At 68.0% G+C, this 18,079-nt stretch carries 14 protein-coding genes; 8 read left to right on the forward strand and 6 right to left on the reverse strand.

Annotated features, from left to right (window positions below; genetic code table 11):
• Positions 1-78 precede the first annotated feature (78 nt).
• From L1066_RS01230 to L1066_RS01240, 3 genes are read left to right on the forward strand one after another with little or no spacing between them, the layout of a single operon-like run.
• Entirely contained in the window at positions 79-1,032 is a 954-nt protein-coding gene (locus tag L1066_RS01230; RefSeq protein ID WP_235734548.1) for a COG1361 family protein, read from the forward strand.
• Complete coding sequence (locus tag L1066_RS27375) at positions 939-6,758, forward strand: DUF5979 domain-containing protein (protein WP_235734549.1); 5,820 nt, start codon at positions 939-941, stop codon at positions 6,756-6,758. Before L1066_RS01230 ends, L1066_RS27375 begins: the two co-directional genes overlap by 94 nt.
• Positions 6,755-7,423, forward strand: coding sequence for a class F sortase (locus L1066_RS01240; RefSeq protein WP_235734550.1), 669 nt, complete (start codon positions 6,755-6,757; stop codon positions 7,421-7,423). The genes L1066_RS27375 and L1066_RS01240 overlap by 4 nt, the downstream gene beginning before the upstream one ends.
• On the opposite strand, the gene L1066_RS01245 is transcribed toward L1066_RS01240, so the two are convergent.
• From L1066_RS01245 to L1066_RS01265, 5 genes are all read right to left on the reverse strand, one after another.
• Positions 7,332-8,639 carry a hypothetical protein gene (locus L1066_RS01245; RefSeq protein WP_235734551.1) on the reverse strand — a complete coding sequence of 436 codons (1,308 nt, stop codon included), beginning with the start codon at positions 8,637-8,639 and terminating at the stop codon, positions 7,332-7,334. The genes L1066_RS01240 and L1066_RS01245 overlap by 92 nt on opposite strands.
• Before the next feature lie 84 nt (positions 8,640-8,723).
• On the reverse strand, positions 8,724-9,002 hold the full coding sequence (locus L1066_RS01250) for a hypothetical protein (protein ID WP_235734552.1): 279 nt from the start codon (positions 9,000-9,002) through the stop codon (positions 8,724-8,726).
• Positions 8,993-9,643 carry a YhjD/YihY/BrkB family envelope integrity protein gene (locus tag L1066_RS01255; protein WP_235734553.1) on the reverse strand — a complete coding sequence of 217 codons (651 nt, stop codon included), beginning with the start codon at positions 9,641-9,643 and terminating at the stop codon, positions 8,993-8,995. Before L1066_RS01255 ends, L1066_RS01250 begins: the two co-directional genes overlap by 10 nt.
• A gap of 24 nt (positions 9,644-9,667) precedes the next feature.
• Positions 9,668-10,777, reverse strand: coding sequence for an AI-2E family transporter (locus L1066_RS01260; protein ID WP_235734554.1), 1,110 nt, complete (start codon positions 10,775-10,777; stop codon positions 9,668-9,670).
• Between the two features lie 47 nt (positions 10,778-10,824).
• Positions 10,825-11,256, reverse strand: coding sequence for a DUF7144 family membrane protein (locus L1066_RS01265; protein ID WP_235734555.1), 432 nt, complete (start codon positions 11,254-11,256; stop codon positions 10,825-10,827).
• 296 nt (positions 11,257-11,552) lie between these two features.
• Between L1066_RS01265 and L1066_RS01270 the strand changes: the two genes are divergently transcribed.
• Positions 11,553-11,768: a DUF8691 family protein gene (locus tag L1066_RS01270; protein ID WP_235734556.1), complete on the forward strand. Its 216-nt coding sequence runs from the start codon at positions 11,553-11,555 to the stop codon at positions 11,766-11,768.
• Between the two features lie 29 nt (positions 11,769-11,797).
• Here the strand turns inward: L1066_RS01270 and L1066_RS01275 are convergent, their stop codons facing one another.
• Positions 11,798-13,642 carry a SulP family inorganic anion transporter gene (locus L1066_RS01275; RefSeq protein WP_235734557.1) on the reverse strand — a complete coding sequence of 615 codons (1,845 nt, stop codon included), beginning with the start codon at positions 13,640-13,642 and terminating at the stop codon, positions 11,798-11,800.
• Positions 13,643-13,829: 187 nt separating this feature from the next.
• On the opposite strand from L1066_RS01275, the gene L1066_RS01280 reads away from it, so the two are divergent.
• From L1066_RS01280 to L1066_RS27380, 4 genes are all read left to right on the forward strand, one after another.
• Complete coding sequence (locus L1066_RS01280) at positions 13,830-14,117, forward strand: DUF8691 family protein (RefSeq protein ID WP_235734558.1); 288 nt, start codon at positions 13,830-13,832, stop codon at positions 14,115-14,117.
• Between the two features lie 344 nt (positions 14,118-14,461).
• Positions 14,462-14,926: a DUF6325 family protein gene (locus L1066_RS01285; protein WP_235734559.1), complete on the forward strand. Its 465-nt coding sequence runs from the start codon at positions 14,462-14,464 to the stop codon at positions 14,924-14,926.
• 87 nt (positions 14,927-15,013) lie between these two features.
• On the forward strand, positions 15,014-15,241 hold the full coding sequence (locus L1066_RS01290) for an SHOCT domain-containing protein (RefSeq protein WP_235734560.1): 228 nt from the start codon (positions 15,014-15,016) through the stop codon (positions 15,239-15,241).
• Positions 15,242-15,345: 104 nt separating this feature from the next.
• Entirely contained in the window at positions 15,346-18,078 is a 2,733-nt protein-coding gene (locus tag L1066_RS27380; RefSeq protein ID WP_312006704.1) for a winged helix-turn-helix domain-containing protein, read from the forward strand.
• The last annotated feature ends 1 nt before the right edge of the window (position 18,079 follow it).

The raw sequence follows: 18,079 nt of genomic DNA on the forward strand, positions 1-18,079 counted from the left end.
GCATTGGGTGAGGACACAGCGGTGATGACGCGGTCAGGTTGGAAAGGCCGAAAGCGCCTCGGAAGTCAGGAGCACACCGTGACGGGTCGCCGCCACTCACGGACCAGGACCAGGTTCGCTGGCCTGGTCACGCTGTTGATGGTGGTTGGTCTCGCGGGCGTCACCTGGCCTTCGACGGCTCGCGCGGAGGATCCCGGCGCACTGCAGGTCACGAAGGGTGTGACCGGCTGGCAGGACGGTCAGGTCGTGGAGCCCGGTGACACCTTCGTCTACACGATCACGATCACCTGCTCCAACATCGGTTCCGGCGGCTGCACCAACGCGGTGCTCGAGGACGGCCTCCCCGACGGCATCGTCCTCGATCCCCAGAGCAGTGTGACGGTCCAAGGTGCTCCAGCAGACGTCGCGGCGGCAGACGGGCAGGTCGTCGTCACCTTCACCGCGCCCCTCTCCGACCCTGAGGACGGGCAGGGGCTGCCGGACGGTGCCTCGGTGACCGTGCTGGTGCCGGTCATGGTCGACCCCGACATCTCGCCGACGCTGGACGGTGCTGACCTCGTGAACACGGCGACGGCCGACGGGACCAACACCGAGCCGGCCAGCGACAGCTTCGTGGTCGTGCCCGACATCCCGATCGACCTGGAGGCGACCACCGGCAAGTCGTTCACCCCAGCAAGTGCGATAGCCAGTCCGGGGACCTCGACCACGCTGACGTTGAGTGGCGGCAGCAGTTCCAACCTTCCCGTCGACGAGGTCACGATCACCGATCCGACTGACCCGGCGGCCACGCCCAATGCCTTCACCTACCTCGGCCTGTCCTCCGCAACGATCGATGTCACGATGCCGCCGGGAGCGGAACAGGTCCAGGTCGACGCCTTCGTGGACGGAGCCTGGGTGGCGGGCAGTCCGGGTGCGCCGCCAGCAACGATTCCGGGGGTGTGGATCCTGCGGAGGTCACAGGTCTGCGGATCACCTTCATCAGCACCGACGACGACGGAATTCCCTCGGGCGAGGCGGGATCGGCCGACGTAACGCTCGAGCAGCGCGACAACATCGCCGAGGCCGGCGAGGGCCCCATCGACAACCAGGTGACGGCGACCGTGGGCCTTGACTCCGACGTCTCCGCCCCGGCCACGGCGGACGCCTCCTACGTGATCACCAGCAACGAACTGCCGGTGGACGCGACGAAGACCTTCGACCCCGACACGATCGCGGTCGGCAGCACCAGCACGGTGACGTTGTCAGGGGTGAACGCCAGCGACCAGACCCTGGACGCCATGACGATCACCGAGCCGAGCTCGACCCCGAATCCATTCGAGAACGGGTTGACCTTCACCGGTTGGGACGAGGCGGTCGCCTGGCCCACGGGGGCGACCGGGGCCAGCGTCACCTATGAGTTCGCCGACGGCTCCTCGACGACCCTGGATGCCACCGCGCCGGACACCTTGCCCGATCCTCCGGACGGGGCCGAGGTCGTCGGTTTCAGCGTCGAGTTCACCGGGCCGATCGTGCCGGGGGCGGAGGCGATCGTTCCGTTCGTCGTGACTGCTGACGACGACCAAGCGCTTCCCGAGGTCGAGCATCCCAACGAGATCTCCGTCGAGACCACCGCGCCGGGCGGATTCGAGGGGGACACGACGGCCGAGGACACCCTCACGACGCTGGAGAAGCGACTCGCCGTCGACGTGGACAAGCGGATCGAGCCCGATGAGATCTTCTCCATCCCCGGGCAGCTCGTCACCGTGCTGCTCTCCGGCACGCTCGAGCCGTTCCCCGCCTCGACGACCGACGCGACCGAGATCGTCGTGCAGGACCCAGCCGACCTCGACAGCGACACGTGGTACGACGCCTTCGCGCCCACAACGATCTCCGAAACCCCCATCCCTGCGGACTCGACCCTGACCGTCCAGTACTGGGACGGCTCGGAGTGGGTCGACGTGCCGGACATGGTCGACATCCCCGGCCCGCAGGTCTTCACCGGAGAGCTGCCGCCGGAGGTGAGTGAGTCCGCCGAGGGCATTCGGTTCGTCTACCACAGCGACCAGGGGTTCCCACCCGGGACTGAGGTCAGTCCCAACATCACCTTCGAGCTGCGCCCCGAAGCTGCGGGTGAGGAGTTGACGGTGGAGGACTGCGCCTCCTCGGCCGCCAGCGGACCGGACGCTCCCCCTGCCGACGCGGTGATGGCCGACTGTCCCGTCATCGACCTGGTGCCGCCGGATCCGGGCAACGCCAACTTCATCGACAAGGCCTGGGACGCGCCCAAGCTGGTCGGGGAGCGGACCGGCTCCGAGGCCGGGCTCACCCTGTCCTGGTCGACGAGCGGGGCCAGCCACATCGACCAGATGTACCTCTCCGATGTTCCCGAGCCGAGCACCTCCGGTCTGGGAGACACGGTCTTCGACAGCTTCGACCTGGTGCGCATCGATCCGATCACCCCGGCAATGGACCCTCACCTCACCTATGACCAGGTGGCGCGCGTGGAGCTCTACAGCCTGGCCGCGGATGACTGGGTCCGGGCGCCGGGCGACCCGTGCCCTGCGGCTTGCGACGGGACCTTCCCCGGCTACGTCGTCGCCGACGACGCGGTGCAGGACACGCTCGCCTTCCGCCTGGTGTTCGAGGAGAGTCCCACGCGCGAGGACCGGATCGGGGGCGACCCGTCGGCCCCTGCCGTGGGCAGCGGGGTGGCCCGCTCCAACGGCAACGACCGCGCCATCCACCCGGTCTTCCGCATCCGCGACGACCTGCGCTCGGACCCGGACGTGCCCGTCGTCTCCGATGCCGTCTACAACGTCGCCGGTGAGCCGAGCGAGGTCCGCAACACCGCTCGCGCCAGTGTCATCGTCGATGATGCCGTCGTCGTCGACCAGGATGCCTCCGACATCATCACCATCTCCCCGGTGCCGGTGACCGTCAGCCTCGACAAGACCTGGACGGGCGGACCGCTGGGCGTCCCACCGGCCGGCACCGAGTTCCCTGACGACTGGCCCACCGGGCGCATGACCTTGGACGCCGAGAACACGACACCACGCCAAGTTGACCGGCTCACGATCATCGAGCCTGCGGGACTGACTGATCCGTTCGACACGTTCAACCTCTCGGGCTTCGTCTCCATCACCGACCCGGCGACGATCGGCGCCGATGATCTGGTCATCACCCTGCTCCTGAACGACGGGGGAAGTCTGCAGGTGAATCGCGAGGAGGCGCTGTCACTCAGCGAGTCCGAGCTCGAGGACGTCGTCCGCTTCACCGCGATGTACACGGGGCGGATCACGGAAGGCGGGCATGCGGTGCTCGTCCTCGACACGAGGCTGCGTCCGACCCATCGGTCCGATGGATCTTCGGTCGAACCCGGCAGCACCATCGACAACAGGGCGAGCGCGGTCGCGGCGGACCTGGTCAACTACCCCGGAGTCGACCCGGTCACGAGCACCGACTCCGACACGGCAGCCATCGACCTGCAGGAGGTCGGCATCGGGGTGGAGGCCACCAAGGCCTTCGACCCCGACAGTCAGACCGAGCCCGACCGTTCCGCGGTCACCATGACCCTCACGGGCCAGCCCAGTGGCCCCTCGCGGACCCAGCAGATGGTGCTCACCGACGTGGACGCCTCCTTCTGGAACCAGTACGACTTCGTCGACTTCGGCCCGGGCTTCCAGTTCACCGCCCCGATCGACCAGGTCCAGGTCGACGTCCTCACGGGCGGGACCTTCGAGGAGCAGGGAGGCGATGTCTCGCTCCAGGACGCCGAGTGGGTCGAGGGCGAGCCGGGCGCGTCTCTCACCCTGCCCGACGGAGTCGAACCAGAGGACGTGCAGGGCCTCCGGTTCACCTTCACCCGCGAGGACGGTGCCATCTGGGAGAACCCGGCCACCCCGACCCAGCCCGTACCGGTGCAGGTCCAGCGCCGGGAGGAACTGCAGACCGGTGGGCCGGTGCCCAGCGACCTGGCAGGCAACGAACCGGCGCCGGGCGAGGAGAATGCGGGCGAAGCGACCAACGACCTCGCCGTGGACGTCCACGGTGCCGACCTGGTCGGCGGTGAGCCGATTCACGCAACCGACGACGACGAGGCGTCCCTGTGGTACCGGCACGCGAACAACTCGGTGGTGGTGACCAAGTCCCCGAGTGGTGCGCAACCGCCGAGCTCCACGATTCCCTACTCGATGACCTTCACCAACAACGGTGCCGTCCCGATCATCGACCCGGTGATCACCGACCGGATTCCCTCCGACGGCGACGGGCCGCTGCTCCAGCTCAATCCTGACACCGATGAGCACTACACCTACGAGCTCGACGGGGCACCACCCGAGCCGCCGACCGGCGCTCCGATGCCCACCGATCCCGCGGAGGTGGCGGTGGACGAGACCCCGGACGTGTTGACGTTCACCTTCCCCGAAGGGACCGTTCTGGAGGTCGGCCAAACCTACACGATCACCATCGACATGGTCTTCCGCCCGGGTCTGCCCGGCGACACCCAGGTCACCAACACGGCCGGCATCAGCGGCGAACGCCCGTGGGACCAGTGCGAGACCACGCTCGACGAGCCGACCTCCGAGTGCCGGACCGAGACGACCGTGCATCCGACCCGCGCCGGGGCGCTCCGGGGCACCAAGGCGGTGCGGGCGGTCGACGACGAGCTCGGCGTGCTGGACACCCGCAACACCGGTTGCGAGCCCAATGCCGATGGCTTCTTCCAGGGCGGTTGCGTGCCGGTCACCAAGCCCGGCGGGGACGAGGTGTGGCGGATGACCTTCACCAACACCGGCAACCTGCCGATGGACAAGATCTATGCCCTCGACCGCCTCCCTGCGGTGGGTGACACCGGTGCGATCGTGGACCTGCCACGTGACTCCGCGTGGGCGCCAGGTCCGAAGTCGGTGCGGTTGGTGGGCGCCGAGCTGGGAAGCGTCAGCGAGATCCGTGTCTACTACGACGCCGACGACGACCTCTGCGTCGCCGACCTGCAGACGCCCGACGGCTGTCCCGACGGGGAGTGGACGCTGATCGACCAGGGACTCGACCCCGCCGAGGGCTGGACGGTGGACATTCCATCCGACGCGCGGGCCCTCAAGTTCGAGATGGAGTTCGTGCAGGACATGCTGCAACCGACTGGGACGGTGCAACTCGACCTGATCACGACGACGCCCGCCCAGTCTCCGACCGCAGGTTCCGACACCATCGCGTGGAACACCGTGGCCCAAGCGGGCGAGACCAACGACGCGGGCGCGATCGCGCTGGCTCCGGCGTCGGAGGGCAACAAGGTGGGGGTGGCGCTGGCGACCGGGCCGCTGGAGGTCGTGAAGCTGGTCGTGGGGCCTGCGGCCGACTATGCCCCCGACACCTTCACCCTCGAGGTCGCCTGCACCTCCGCAGGAGTGGAGGTCGACCTGGGCGACCAGGGCACGATCACGGTGGAGCCCGATGAGGTCACCAGGATCGACGACCTGCCCTGGGGCTCGGAATGCACCGTGACGGAGGACAGCGATGCGTCCGGTGCGACGGAGTTCACCGCAACCACCGTGACCGTGGGGCGCGACGACGAGCCGGTGCGCCGGATCCGGGCCACCAACACCTATCAGGACGCCTCCCTGCTCCTGGCCAAGACAGCGAACGACTCCGCCGTCGACGAGGAAGGAAATCCGGTTTCCTACGGCCCGTTCACGTTCAGCGTCGAGTGCATCTTCTTGGGAGAGCCGGTCTACGCCGACGGCTACGGACCCGGCGAGCCGATGGCCGCCTCGTTCGACTCCGGCGAGCAGGTCGAGTTCGACGGGTTGCCTGCGGGAGCCTCGTGCACCGCCACGGAGACCGACACAGCGGGTGCCGCCGAAACGACCTCGACGGGCTCCACCGCCGACGGCGAGGTCACCGGGGACACCGTGATCGACCTCGTTCTCACTCCCGACGGGTCCGATGGCGCGGTGACGAACGAGGTGACCTTCGACAACGTCTTCGAGGTGGGCGCCCTAGTGATCGACAAGGTCGTCGAGGGCGACGGCGCGGAGGAGTTCGGAGCAGGCCCCTTCACCATCCACCTCTCCTGCGTCGATCCGGTCGACGACCAGACCGTGTGGGACGGCGACGTCGTCCTCGGTGGGGAGAATCCGCTCACTGTCACCATCGAAGACATGTATGCCGGCGCGGTCTGCACGGCCACGGAGACGGCGACCGGCGGTGCGACCACTTCCACCCTCTCCCCGGACGGCCCGTTCGAGATCGCGTCGGGTGATCCGGTGACGCTGACGGCGACCAACGTCTTCGAGCTGGGCGAGGTGCAGGTGACCAAGCGGCTCGACGGAGACGGCGCGGGAGACGTGGCGAACTCCCGGACCTTCACCGTCCAGGTCACCTGCACTCGCGACGTCGACGGGGTGAGTGAGACCGTTCCGATCCGCAACGACGGGAAGCGGGTGCTGTCCCGGACGCGCGGACTGGTGGCCACCTACGACGATCTCCCGGTCGGTGCCCGGTGCCGCGTGAGTGAGCCGGACTCCGGCGGAGCTGACGACAGCACGATCTCGCCGCCCGAGCTGACCGTGGGCGAGGATGAGGTCGCCGAGGTCGTCGTCACCAACACCTTCGGCGCGGCCGAGGACGACACCGGGGACGACACCGACGGCCCGGGTGGTCCCGAGTCGCACACCGGTGGATCCGTGGTGCAGGACCGAGACGATGTGCTTCTGCTGGCGGCACTCGCCGCCCTGCTGCTCGCGCTCGCAGCCGCCGTCATGGTGCGCCGTCGTCGGTCATGACCGGCCGAGAAGACACCGGGAAGAGGGGCAGCCAGGCGCTCGTGGTGTTCGTCGTGGTGATGCTCGCCCTCGCCGTGGGTCTGGGGTGGGCTCACTGGCGCTCCGGTGACGACACGGGCGACCGATACGTGACCACGGACCTCGACGGCAGGGAGGTGGTCTGGGACCAGCGGCCCGATCCGCAAGGAGCGGCCGTCCGTTCGACGGGTGAGCGCTTCCGGGCACCTCGACAGGACCTGTCCGTGCCCCTCGAGAGTGCCGTGACGGTGAACGGAGTGATCAATCCACCCGCCCTGACCGCCGCCTACTGGTACCGCGACTTCGGCCCACCGGGCGGGCTCGCCACCACCGTCGTGGCGATGCACGCGGTGCGCGGTGGCCGCGGCCCCGGCAACGCACTGCTGCGTCTCGATGAGACGAGCGGCCAAGCGCAGGTGCTGGTGGAGCGAGGGGATCTCCTGATCGTCGGCGCGTCACGCTACCGGGTGACCCGGACCCTGGTGGCCTCGAAACGCGAGACGGCTCGGGACCGACGCATCTGGGACGATGACCACGAAGGCCGCCTGGTCGTGGTCACCTGCCTGCTGGATCCGGACGTGCCCCTGGAGACGCAGGAGAACCTGGTGGTGCTGGCGCGGCTGCAGCCGGCCGGCCAGCACCGATGAGGACCTGGAGTCCGGCGAGGAGGGCAACGACCAGGGCGAGGCACCACCACAGGCGCTCGGTCGTGACTGCATTGCCCCACACCAGCACCACCAGTCCCAGCACCACGACGGCAGGACGCAGCCAGCCCGCGTTCGCAGCACACCACCGCGCGAGGGTGCCGACCGCGGAGCGCGGAAGCTGTTCGCCGACGTGGCCCAGGCCGCGGGCGAGGGTGACGCGGCACGTCGTACCCGTCGCGTTCGTGCCGGCGAACCAACCCGCCACGATCAGCACCACCCCCAACCAGAGAACTGCCTCCTGACCGCGCGTGAGGTAGGCGAGCAGTGTGTCGAAGAAGGTTCTGCTCGCTGGTCCGAAAGCTGTGCCTGCGCTCGCGTTCACGAACAGTTGCCGACCGACCGAGAGAGCAAGGGCGACCATCAGGGCATTGAGCGCCAGCGCGGCGCCGATCGCCACCGTCATCCGGGCGCGGCGCCTGGCGAGCACGAAAGCGACGGCGAAGAGGAGCCCGGTGAACGGGAGAAGCCACTGGGCAACCGGGTTGCCGAAGGCATAGATGGTGCGCAGTTGCTCGACCTGCGATGCCTCCATCAACACCAGTTGGCGTTCGGTCCGGGGCACGGGCACGTTCTGCACGAGGGTGAGTCCGCGATCGGCGATCCGCTCCTTCACCCGCTCGATGAGCTCATCGAGGCTGAGGACCACCTGACCGTCCTCCAGTGTCGCGAGCCCCGACTCGTCACCGGTGAGGACGCGTTTCAGAGCCTGCTGGGCCCTGGTGTTCACACGGACCCAGAACTCGGCGAACTCGTCGGAGGAGACGACGTCGCGCACCTCGCGCTCGATCAGGCTCGACACCGCGGCGGAGAGCGGGCCCACCAGGAGGTCCAGTCGTGCCGGGTCACGGACGACGCGTGCGAAGAGGTCGTTCAGCATGCCCTCGACATCGACCTGCTGCTCGATCGCATCGGTCACCACGGTGGTGATGGCTTCCTGCACCTCCTGCGACTTCACCAGCGGGTGCACAGTCGCGACGTAACGCTGCGTGTCGTTCAGGGTGCGTTGACCCCAATAGGCCACGGCGGCAGGCGTCGTGAGGACGGCGGCAAGGAGGAGGCAGATGAGGGCAGCCGCGGCACGCCCACGACTCGGGCCCCCAGGGCGGTCAGTGGGATCTGACGACCGTTCGCTGTGCTCGACCTCGGTCTCCGCCACGGAGCCACCTCCTCGCAGGGTCACCATCATCGTGGTGACACACCGGCGGTGCGGTCACACGGACCGGGTGATCCGACCTCGTTCTCAGTTGTTGCCGGACTCTTCGTCGCCGTGCGTCGCACGTACGAACTGGCCCAGTCTGCCCCGGTCTGTCGCTATCGCGTTGCCGACCACCGCGCAGGTGAGGAAGGAGAGGCTGATGACGTAGAGCCAGGTCAGGTAGGTGAAGGCGACGCCGATGGACCCGTAGCGCTCGGCACTGACGGCCAAGGCATGGGGCAACCAAGCAGAGGACAGTGGCCGGATGGTGAGCAGGACCGCCGAGAACAGGAAGGCGCCGGGCACGAGCACCCTCAGACGCACCGCACCAGCGAGGAGCACCCAAGGGACGAAGGTCGCCAACGCCATGCCGAGCAGCAGGCCAGCAGCCAGTGTCCAGAAGTCTCGAGGGGTAGGACGTCCAGCGTGCCGTCGATGATTCTGGTCCCGACCAGGAAGAGCACCAGCACCAGGAGAACCACCAGCCAGCGCCACGCGGCTCCCAGGCGACTGCGAGGTCGTGGCAGGGACCAGATCGCGGACAACGCCCTGGCGAGTGCACGCGAGAGACTCGTCGCCGAGACCAGGACGACCATGACGCCCACGATGCCGAAGGCACTGGCGCCCGCGCCCTGCACGGCACTCTCGACAGCTGCTCTCGAGGTCTCGGGCATCTCCACCGCATCCATGATCAAGCCGGAACCGGCTCCCCACGTGCTGAGGAGGATCAGGATCGGGACGATCGAGGTGAAGAACTGCGCAGCGATGGTCATGGAGCGGTCGAACATCTCCAGCCGCATGAACTGCCGCGCTGAGCGAGCCAGGACGCGCCCCGGCCAGCGGTCGAGGAACCACAGCGCGCGGACGCGGACGCTCGCCGGAAGACGTCGCAGGATGAGCGCGGCCCGTGCCTCGATCCACTGATTGTCCTGATCATCTCGGTGGCAGTCCGTCGCCCCGGTCATGGCAGCAGCACGCTCCGGCCGGCGTCAACCGTCAGAGGGCGAAGGGGTGGACGAGATCGCGGGACCAGCGCGCTGCGGCTTGCCGGCGATCAGGGCCAGTGCCCAGTGCCTGTGCGGATCGGCCTCGACGAGCAGGGCCTTGGTCAGCAGGCTGAACGGGACGGCGAGCAGCGCCCCGACGGGGCCGACGAGCCAGGTCCAGAACACCAGCGACAGGAAGGTCAGCGTTGCTGACAGTCCCACTGCGTCGCCCACCACGCGAGGTTGGATCATGGACTGGATCACGAAGTTGATCACGCTGTAGAGCACGATCACCGTGATCATCAGGCCGGTCCCGCCGTCCAACAACGCGATGAGGGCCGGCGGAATCACCCCGATGACGAACCCGATGTTGGGGATGAAGTTGGTGACGAACGCCAGCACCGCCCACACGAATGCGCCAGGCACGTCGAGCACGTACAGCACCACGCCGTCCACCACCGCCACGATCAGACCGAAACTCGAGGAGACGCCCATGTAGTTGCGAGTTCCTCGTGCGAAGTTCGCCAAGGCATCGACAGGCCCCGGGAACCTCTCTCGTCCGACAGCGGCCAGGCTCCGGCGGGTGGAGTCGGTGTCGAAGGCGAAGAAGAGCAGGAGCGTGACGAGGAAGAACAGGTTGGCGAGCAGGGACACGCCACCCGACAGCAGCGCCATGACGGCATCGAGAAGTCTCCCGGGGTCGAAGGACGAGGTGATGGCGTCCACCTGCGACGGCTTCATGCCCAGGTCGGAGAGGGCTTTCCCGACGGACGCGACCATGTCGAGCAATTGGTCGCTGTACTGCGGGATGAGCGCGGCGAGTTGGGAGACTGACAGCAGGAGGGAGAAGGCGAGAGCGATGAGCACCAGGTACGCAGCAATCAGCATGATGATCGAGGCAAGCCAGCCACGCAGTCCACGTCGCTCCAGCCAGACCCGTATCGGATGCAGGGTGATCGTGATGACCAGGGCGAGGAAGACCGGACCGACGATGTCGGAGACTGCGCGCAGGCCCGCGAGGACGATCACCAGCGCGGCAACGCTCTTGAGGAACGAGCCGGCGAAGGAGAAGGTGCGCGTCTGCGGGGTGCCCTCCGAAGCGGATTCGGTCATCGGTTCCTCCCTGGAGCAGCGCGCGTTCACATCACCGTCGCTCGGTGTCACCGGGTGATGTCACGACCGTGCAGCGCGAGGGCCCAGATCACGAAGACGTCCAGAGCGATGATGGTGATCGACCACAACGGATAGATGGGGATGAATGCGAAGTTGATGAGTGCGCTGATCACTGCCAGGGAGATTCCGACGACGCGTCCCCAGAGTTGACCGTTCAAGACAGCGAATCCGGCGAGCAGCACCAGGATTCCGGTGCCCAAGTGGATCCAACCCCACAGCGTGGTGTCGAACTCGATGACGTAGTCGGTGGTCGTGACGTAGAAGGCGTCGTTCGCAAGCGCGACGACTCCCGCAAAAGCCTGGAAGGTGCCGCCCATGGCCATGATGACGCCGGCGAAGACCGTCATTCCCCGGGCCCACGTGCTCGTCGGCCGAGAGCTGTGACCTGCGGGGCTGTCCTGGATGTGTTGCTCTGACATGGTCGAACCTCCATCAGGGTTGCGCCACTACGTGTCTTCACATCCCATGTGAACGACGAGCTGACCGCATCACCCGGATCTCGTGAAACCGGGCGAGGAGTGCTCGGACGAGCAGGCCGTTCCTTCGCTGTCCCCTTCCCCGATTCTGGTGAGGACGGTCTGACCGGTGCGCCCTAGTGTCGATGCGACAGGCTGCAACGCATGGCCCGCCAAGCCCGCCACTTCCGCGGAGTCGAAGGGACTCATCGTGGTGAGGACGCGCTCCGGGTCTGATCTGGGATGGGGCTGGTACGCGCATGACACGGGTCCACATCAGGGTCGACGCCGAACTGTCCGATGAGTTGGCGAGCGCCTTCCCGCAGCTGCTCAAGCGCACGCAGAGGGCGACGACCACTCTGACCGGCGACCTGGCCGATCAGCAGGAGCTCCAAGGTGTCTTGAACCTTCTCAGCGTGCTGGGGGTGGACGTCATCGAAGTCGTCACGATCCCGGACGAGACCGAGCCCGACTGAGCCAGGTCGTGCCCCGAGCCGGGTCGAGGTCAAGCGGCGGAGTCTCCATCACCTCGCGGCGTGAGCCGATGCGACGTGGCGGTCGCGAGGGCGTCCCGGGTGGAGGCACCCAGTCGGGGTCTGGCCTCGAACACCCGGATGTTCGCGAGGCTGCTCGCCAGTTGCCGCTGCTCCCACCGATCCACGAGCTCGGGCTCGAGACCGGCGAGATACAGCTCGCCCCGGACGGCCGCCAAGGCGTGCGCATAGTCACCGACCACTTTGAGGAACGTCGCGCCAAGCGTGGTGCGACCACGGAGCCGAAGGATGACGACAGGACCGGCCGGCTGCCCACTCCCGGTCCGGGAGCCATCTGGTGCCGGATGTCCGGGCGCCTCGACTCGTGGCAGGCGCCGCTGGAGCGTCCGAGCGCCCGCGTAGAACAGGGACCCGTAGATGTTGAGAACGACGACGTCGCCATCGCCCACACGGACCGGGACCGGAGCCTCGCGCATGGCGCCGTCGGTGGTGGGGGAGAGCCGGACGACGCGGAGGTCCAGTGTCTCCTGGTTGAGCTGCATGACGATGGAAGCGATGACCCCTACCCCGACCGCCGTGGCGATGGGAAGGAAGATCACGGCGGTGAAGGTCGCCGTCATGGCGACCGCCGGGATCGTCCCCGCCCTGGCCACGGTCACGATCTCCCCGGGATGAATGGTGCTCCAGCCGGCGAAGACGAGGATGGCTGCGAGCGTGGGCATGGCGACCTCGCCGACGACCTGGGAGAGCGAGATGAGGATGATCGCCATCCAGCCTCCGCTCCAGATCCCTGCCCATCGGGTCCGGGCACCGGCCGTGACGTTGAGGGCGGTCTGGCCCACCGATCCGCCGACTGGCTGACCGCCGACGAAGGCCGAGGCGATGTTGCCGAAGCCCTGTGCCGTGAAGTCCTGCCGGGTCGATGATCGCGACCCGTCGGTGTTCGGCACGGCTTCGGCGACACCGGCTCCCTGCACGAGGATGATGGCAGCGACCGAGACCGCCCCCAGGATGAGGGACGGGTCGAATGAGGAGGCATCGGGGAACCCGGGGACGGGCAGGCCATGGGGCAGTGCGCCGCCGTCCTTGACCTTCGCGACGCCCGCGGAGCCGAACCACAGCACGCCGAGCGTGGGGAGCAGGAGCGCGACGAGTGAGCTCATGACAGCGGCACGCGTGCGGGCCAGGACGATCAGGATGAGGAGCGCCGCCATCCCGGCGATGGCGGTGGCACCGTCGAGATCGGCGATGTTGAGTGCTGCGTTGAGTGCCTTGGTCAGGGCCAGGTTGCCGTCGGCCTCCAGGCCGACCAAGTCCGGAATCTGACCCAGGATCATGTTGACGGCGACGCCGGTCAGGAACCCCAGCATCACGGAGTAGGAGACGAACCGGATGTAGCGACTCAACTTCAGCGCGGCTGCGCCCAGCATCAACAGGCCCGCCATCAGGGTCAGCCAGATCATGCCCCCCGAGCGCTCCTCGGACGGCAGCGCGGCGAGGGACGACCCCGCGGCGAGGGCCGCTGCGCTCGTGGTGGTCACCACCATCAGGCGGGTACTGCTGGTGAGGCCGCCGGCAATCGGTCCGGCGAACGATGCATAGAGACCGTGCGCCGGGTTCACTCCTGCCAGCACGCTCGCCGCCATACCGTCCGGGACGCTGCTGATGGCCCCGGGCAGTCCGGCGACGAGGTCGGATCGAAAGTGCTTTCGGCGAGGGCGCATGTCCCCGGCCCACCGGAGCGCGATGCGCTTGCTTCGTCGCATCCTCCGTCGATACAGGCGTGCGAAGCCGGACGCCGCCGACTCCTGGCCGTCGTCGGCTGCGCCGGAGCCCTCATCGTCCGCGCTGGACATCAGCTGCCATGCGTGCCCGGGTCGCCCGAGTGCACGCGCGTAGCTCCGTGGAAGTCGCTCATGGTCACATGGTCGGCCAGCTGGCGAGGTCCGGGATCACCCGACTTGGGTGACGGGCGGTGGCGTGGCCGAGTGGTCGGTGAGTCATGCACTGGGGATGACGACGGCCGAGGACTCGAGGGGTGTGATGAGTGACGACACGTTCTCCGAGGCTGGGGCGACCGGGAGGGGTCAGGGTATGTCAGGAACGACCTACGAGATCCGGGTGGAGGGCGCCATGCCGGTCGACTTGCTCAGCGACCTCGGTCCCTCACTCGTGGCGACCCACGAGTTGCGCACCGTGATGACCGGTGAGTTCACCGATCAGGCCGAACTGCACGGTCTGCTCCGGCGAATCCGCGCGCTCGGCCTCGAGCTGGTCGAGATCCGGGCGGCCTACCTGGTCACGGACGAGCCTTCCGGTGACGGGAGCTGAATGCCATGACATCTGGTGATGCCGGGCCGCGGCGTTACTCGGTCGTGGTCAACGGGCCTCTGGGGCCGCTCCTGAGGGCTGCCTTCCCCGAACTCCGGCTCTCCGTCACCCCGGCGCAGTCGGTTCTCATCGTCGCTGACCACCACCGAGGGGTGGACCACGTCGTTGGGTCATTGACGAGCGCGGGGATTCGAGTCCTTGCTGTCCACCGAGTGGGCGAAGGGGCGCACCGGGCGTCACCGGGTACGCCGCACTGATCGTCCGCTGGGGATGACGTGAACCATGCCGAGGCTGCGTACGTTCGTGGAGTCAACGGCGTTCCGGGTCAACAACGAGGAGGATTCATGAGTGAAGCCGCAGCTGACGACGAAGAGGCCACGATCGGCCCCGTCGACTATCTGGTCATCGAGTTCCCCGGCGGCAGACTGACGGGTGAGGGCCTTCCGCATCTGATCGACCTGGTCGATCGAGGAGTCATCCGGATCCTCGACCTGGTGTTTGTGAGCAAGGGGCGGGACGGCACGACCAGGGCATTGGAGCTGAGGGACGTCGACGGCGACGGTGCGTTGGACCTGACCGTCTTCGAGGGCGCCTCCTCCGGGCTCCTGGGTGATGAGGACCTCGAAGAGGCGGGGCAGGCCCTCGACGCAGGCAGTGCTGCTGCGGTGATGGTCTACGAGAACGTCTGGGCGGCGCCGTTGGCCGCTGCACTGCGCAGCGGCGGCGCGCGGATGGTCGCCAACGGTCGGATCCCGCTCGAGGACCTGATGTCCGTGCTCGGTGCTGAGGAAGACACGGCAGGACGATGATGTCCTGCTCGACGAGAGGATGATGTGATGCCAGGTCTACTTCGTGGAGTGGCGCGCACGGCTGCGATCGCTGGAACGGCGACGGCCGTGTCGAACCGCGTGTCCCGTCGACAAGCGGGGCGCTGGGCAGCGCAGGCGGAACGGCAGCCGCCCGTGCAGTACGCCCCTGCCCCGTACGCGCAGCAACCGGCGCCGGGTGCCGCAGACACCGAGACCCGATTGGCGCAGCTCAAGGAGCTGGGTGAACTACAGGCGCAGGGAGTCCTCAGCCCGGCTGAGTTCGCGGCGGAGAAGGCGAAGATCCTGAACTCCTGATGCCGGGCCCGTGATCCGCCTCTCTCGTTCACCTGTTCTGGGTGAACGGCAGGGGCGGCTCCTCGCGCGACAGTGGGCAGCCCCGAACAGAGGTGGTGTCCGCGGTGTCAGGTCGCGTCCCGGAGACAGCACTGGACCCGGTGCTGGACGCCCGACTGGCGGTGCCGGTCCTGCCTGCACACCACGTCGACAGGCCGCGCCTGATCGCGAGACTCGACAGTAGCGCCGAGGCACCGATCACCCTGGTCAGTGCGCCGGCAGGCAGCGGCAAGACCGTCCTCGCCGCAGCGTGGGCGCAGGCGCGGGCGGAAGATCGGGACATCGGCTGGGTGAGTTTCGAGGCCGGAGATGAAAGCTCCGGGAGCTTCTGGCCGTTGGTCCTGACCCGACTCCGCCGTAGCGACGTCCGGCTCTCCCGCGCCTGTGCCCACGACGACCGTCGCTTCCTGGCCAAGGACGTGTGCGCAGCGCTCGCGGCGCGGTCTCGATCACTGACGTTGGTGCTGGACGGTTTCGAGATCGCCGATCGTCAGCTGGCTGAGGACCTCGAGTTCGTGCTGGGCCACTGCGACGAGCGACTTCGTCTGGTGATGCTGACCCGCGCCGACCCGCTGATCCCCCTTCCCCGGCACCGGCTCCGCGGCTCACTGGTGGAGATCCGAGCGCGTGATCTCGCGTTCACGACGACCGAGGCAACCCAGCTCCTGAGACGTCACCAGATCGCCCTCGGCGAGGAAGCGGCGACCAAACTGGTCGACCGTACGCGAGGTTGGGCAGCGGGGCTGCGTTTCGCCATGCTGACCCTGAACGGCAGCGCTGCCCCAGAGGTCGTGGTGGAGAGGATCGTCGGCGACGCCGGGAACATTGCAGAGTTCCTGATGAGCGAGGTCCTCTCGGCCCAGACGGCCGAAACTCGATCCCTGCTCCTGGCGACGAGCATCGTCGATCTCCTGCGACCGGGACTGATCGAGGAGCTGGGTGGACCGGATGCGAGTCGCCGCCTGGCATCGCTGGCGCGGGCCGGGATGCTGATCGAAGAACTCCCTGACCTACCTGGGTGGTACTGCTACCACCCGTTTCTGAGGGACCTCCTGCGTGCCGAGTTGCGCAGAACAGACGCGGACCGTCTGATCCCGCTGCAGCGCCGTGCTGCCTCGTGGTACGCGCGCCACGACCTGCTGGACGACTCCGTGGCCATGGAGGCGGCAGCAGGAGCCTGGGCCACTGCTGCGCAGCGCGTGGTGGAGGTATTCGCGCTCGCGCCACTGGTCGAGCACCAGGACTCGTCTGGACTGGTCAGGACTTTCGCTCAGATGCCGACCGACGCTGCCGGCGCTGCCGCCGACCTCGTGCGCGCGGCTCTGGCGCTGGGGCAGGGTGGCTTGGTGGAATGCGCGCAAGCGCTGAACGCCGCCCGTTCCTCACTCCGCGATGGAACGTTCGTCACGGCCGTGGGCCCAGCTGCGCAGGTCATCGACGCGATCAGAGCGACCGCCGCTCGCGAGCCTGCTGCGCTCGAACTCACCACAGCCGCTTGCACGATGATCAGCGAGACAGGCTCTGCCCTCATCCCGTTGGAACTCACGAGGCTGGCGCGCGGATGTCACGGGGTGTCCCTGCTTCGCCACGGCCATCTCGAGGCGGCGTACCTGGCCTTGGTGGAGACCGCCGGGAATCCATCTCAGCGGGGGTCATCCGACGCACCGGTCCCCCTCGCACCGCATCTCGCTCTGGCCTCTGCCCTGCTCGACAGGCCGGACGAGGCGCGGAGATGGGCAGCCGCAGCGACCGGTGTCTCTGTTGAGACAGATGTCGCGGAAGCGGGTTCAGCGTCGGCCGACATCGGCACCACGGAACTGGCAGCTGCGGCCGTGGCACTGGCGTGGGTTCGTGCGGAACAAGGCCCGGGCGCGGAGCTGGAGAAATCCCCGCATGACGTCGTGGCGTCCCACTTCGACGATCCGCTGCACCAGACGTTGATCTGTCTTGCCCGCGCCCGCCTCGCCTGCGCCCACGGCGATCACCGGGCAGGTCTGGACCTTCTCCTGCATGGGACGCCCTCCTTGCCGGCGCATCTCGCCTGGGTTGAAGACCTTCGGCAGGTGCAGTTGATCCATCTCCATCTGATCGGAGCCGACCTCGAGGCCGCCGACCGGGCCGTGGCGGCGCTCCATGCCCCGTTGGAAGGCAGGGCGCTCCTCGCGCGTGGTCACGTCGCGGTTGCACGTGGAGACTGGACCGCGGTGCGGGCGTGCCTCGCAAGCCTTCCTCCGACGGAGTCCGCTGTGGCGCGCACCGTGGCCGCTCGGGTGCTCGAGGCGGAGCTCGAACTGCACCGCGATCACCCGGTTCGGGCCCGCTTGCTCTTGGACGAAGCGTTCCGCCTGACGCCCGCGGAGCGGCTGTGGCGACCCCTGCATGAGGCACCACCGCGCGTCAGGGCGCTGCTGGCATCCGGCCGCACGGGCAAGACCCCAGGAGGCTTGCCCGCGTCTCGGGCACCGCTTCGTCTGCAGCGCTCGGAACCGGTGCGGACCAACTCCACAGGTGTGGAAGGCCGCACGGATCTCGCCGGAGCGCCGGCGATCCCACTGACACCGAAGGAGCGGGAGGTACTCGGGCACTTGGCGGAGCTCCTGACCACCGATGAGATCGCGGTCGCCATGTTCGTGTCGGTCAACACCGTACGCACGCACGTACGTCACATCCTGCGCAAGCTCGGCGTCTCGCGTCGCAACCAAGCTGTCCGAAGGGCGCGAACGCTGCGCCTCCTGGACGGCGAGCCGGGCCGCCCGGTGCCGACGCCACGATGCCCGGACATCACCGGGTTCGGGTGAG

It is taken from the genome of Nocardioides alcanivorans, from assembly GCF_021555175.1.
GTDB classification, from domain to species: Bacteria; Actinomycetota; Actinomycetes; order Propionibacteriales; family Nocardioidaceae; genus Nocardioides; species Nocardioides alcanivorans.

Coding starts and splice junctions, on each gene's coding strand:
- L1066_RS01240 (WP_235734550.1), top strand. CDS start 6,755: ATGACCGGCCGAGAAGACACCGGGAAGAGGGGCAGCCAGGCGCTCGTG.
- L1066_RS01255 (WP_235734553.1), bottom strand. CDS start 9,643: ATGACCGGGGCGACGGACTGCCACCGAGATGATCAGGACAATCAGTGG.
- L1066_RS01260 (WP_235734554.1), bottom strand. CDS start 10,777: ATGACCGAATCCGCTTCGGAGGGCACCCCGCAGACGCGCACCTTCTCC.
- L1066_RS01265 (WP_235734555.1), bottom strand. CDS start 11,256: ATGTCAGAGCAACACATCCAGGACAGCCCCGCAGGTCACAGCTCTCGG.
- L1066_RS01270 (WP_235734556.1), top strand. CDS start 11,553: ATGACACGGGTCCACATCAGGGTCGACGCCGAACTGTCCGATGAGTTG.
- L1066_RS01275 (WP_235734557.1), bottom strand. CDS start 13,642: ATGTCCAGCGCGGACGATGAGGGCTCCGGCGCAGCCGACGACGGCCAG.
- L1066_RS01280 (WP_235734558.1), top strand. CDS start 13,830: ATGAGTGACGACACGTTCTCCGAGGCTGGGGCGACCGGGAGGGGTCAG.
- L1066_RS01285 (WP_235734559.1), top strand. CDS start 14,462: ATGAGTGAAGCCGCAGCTGACGACGAAGAGGCCACGATCGGCCCCGTC.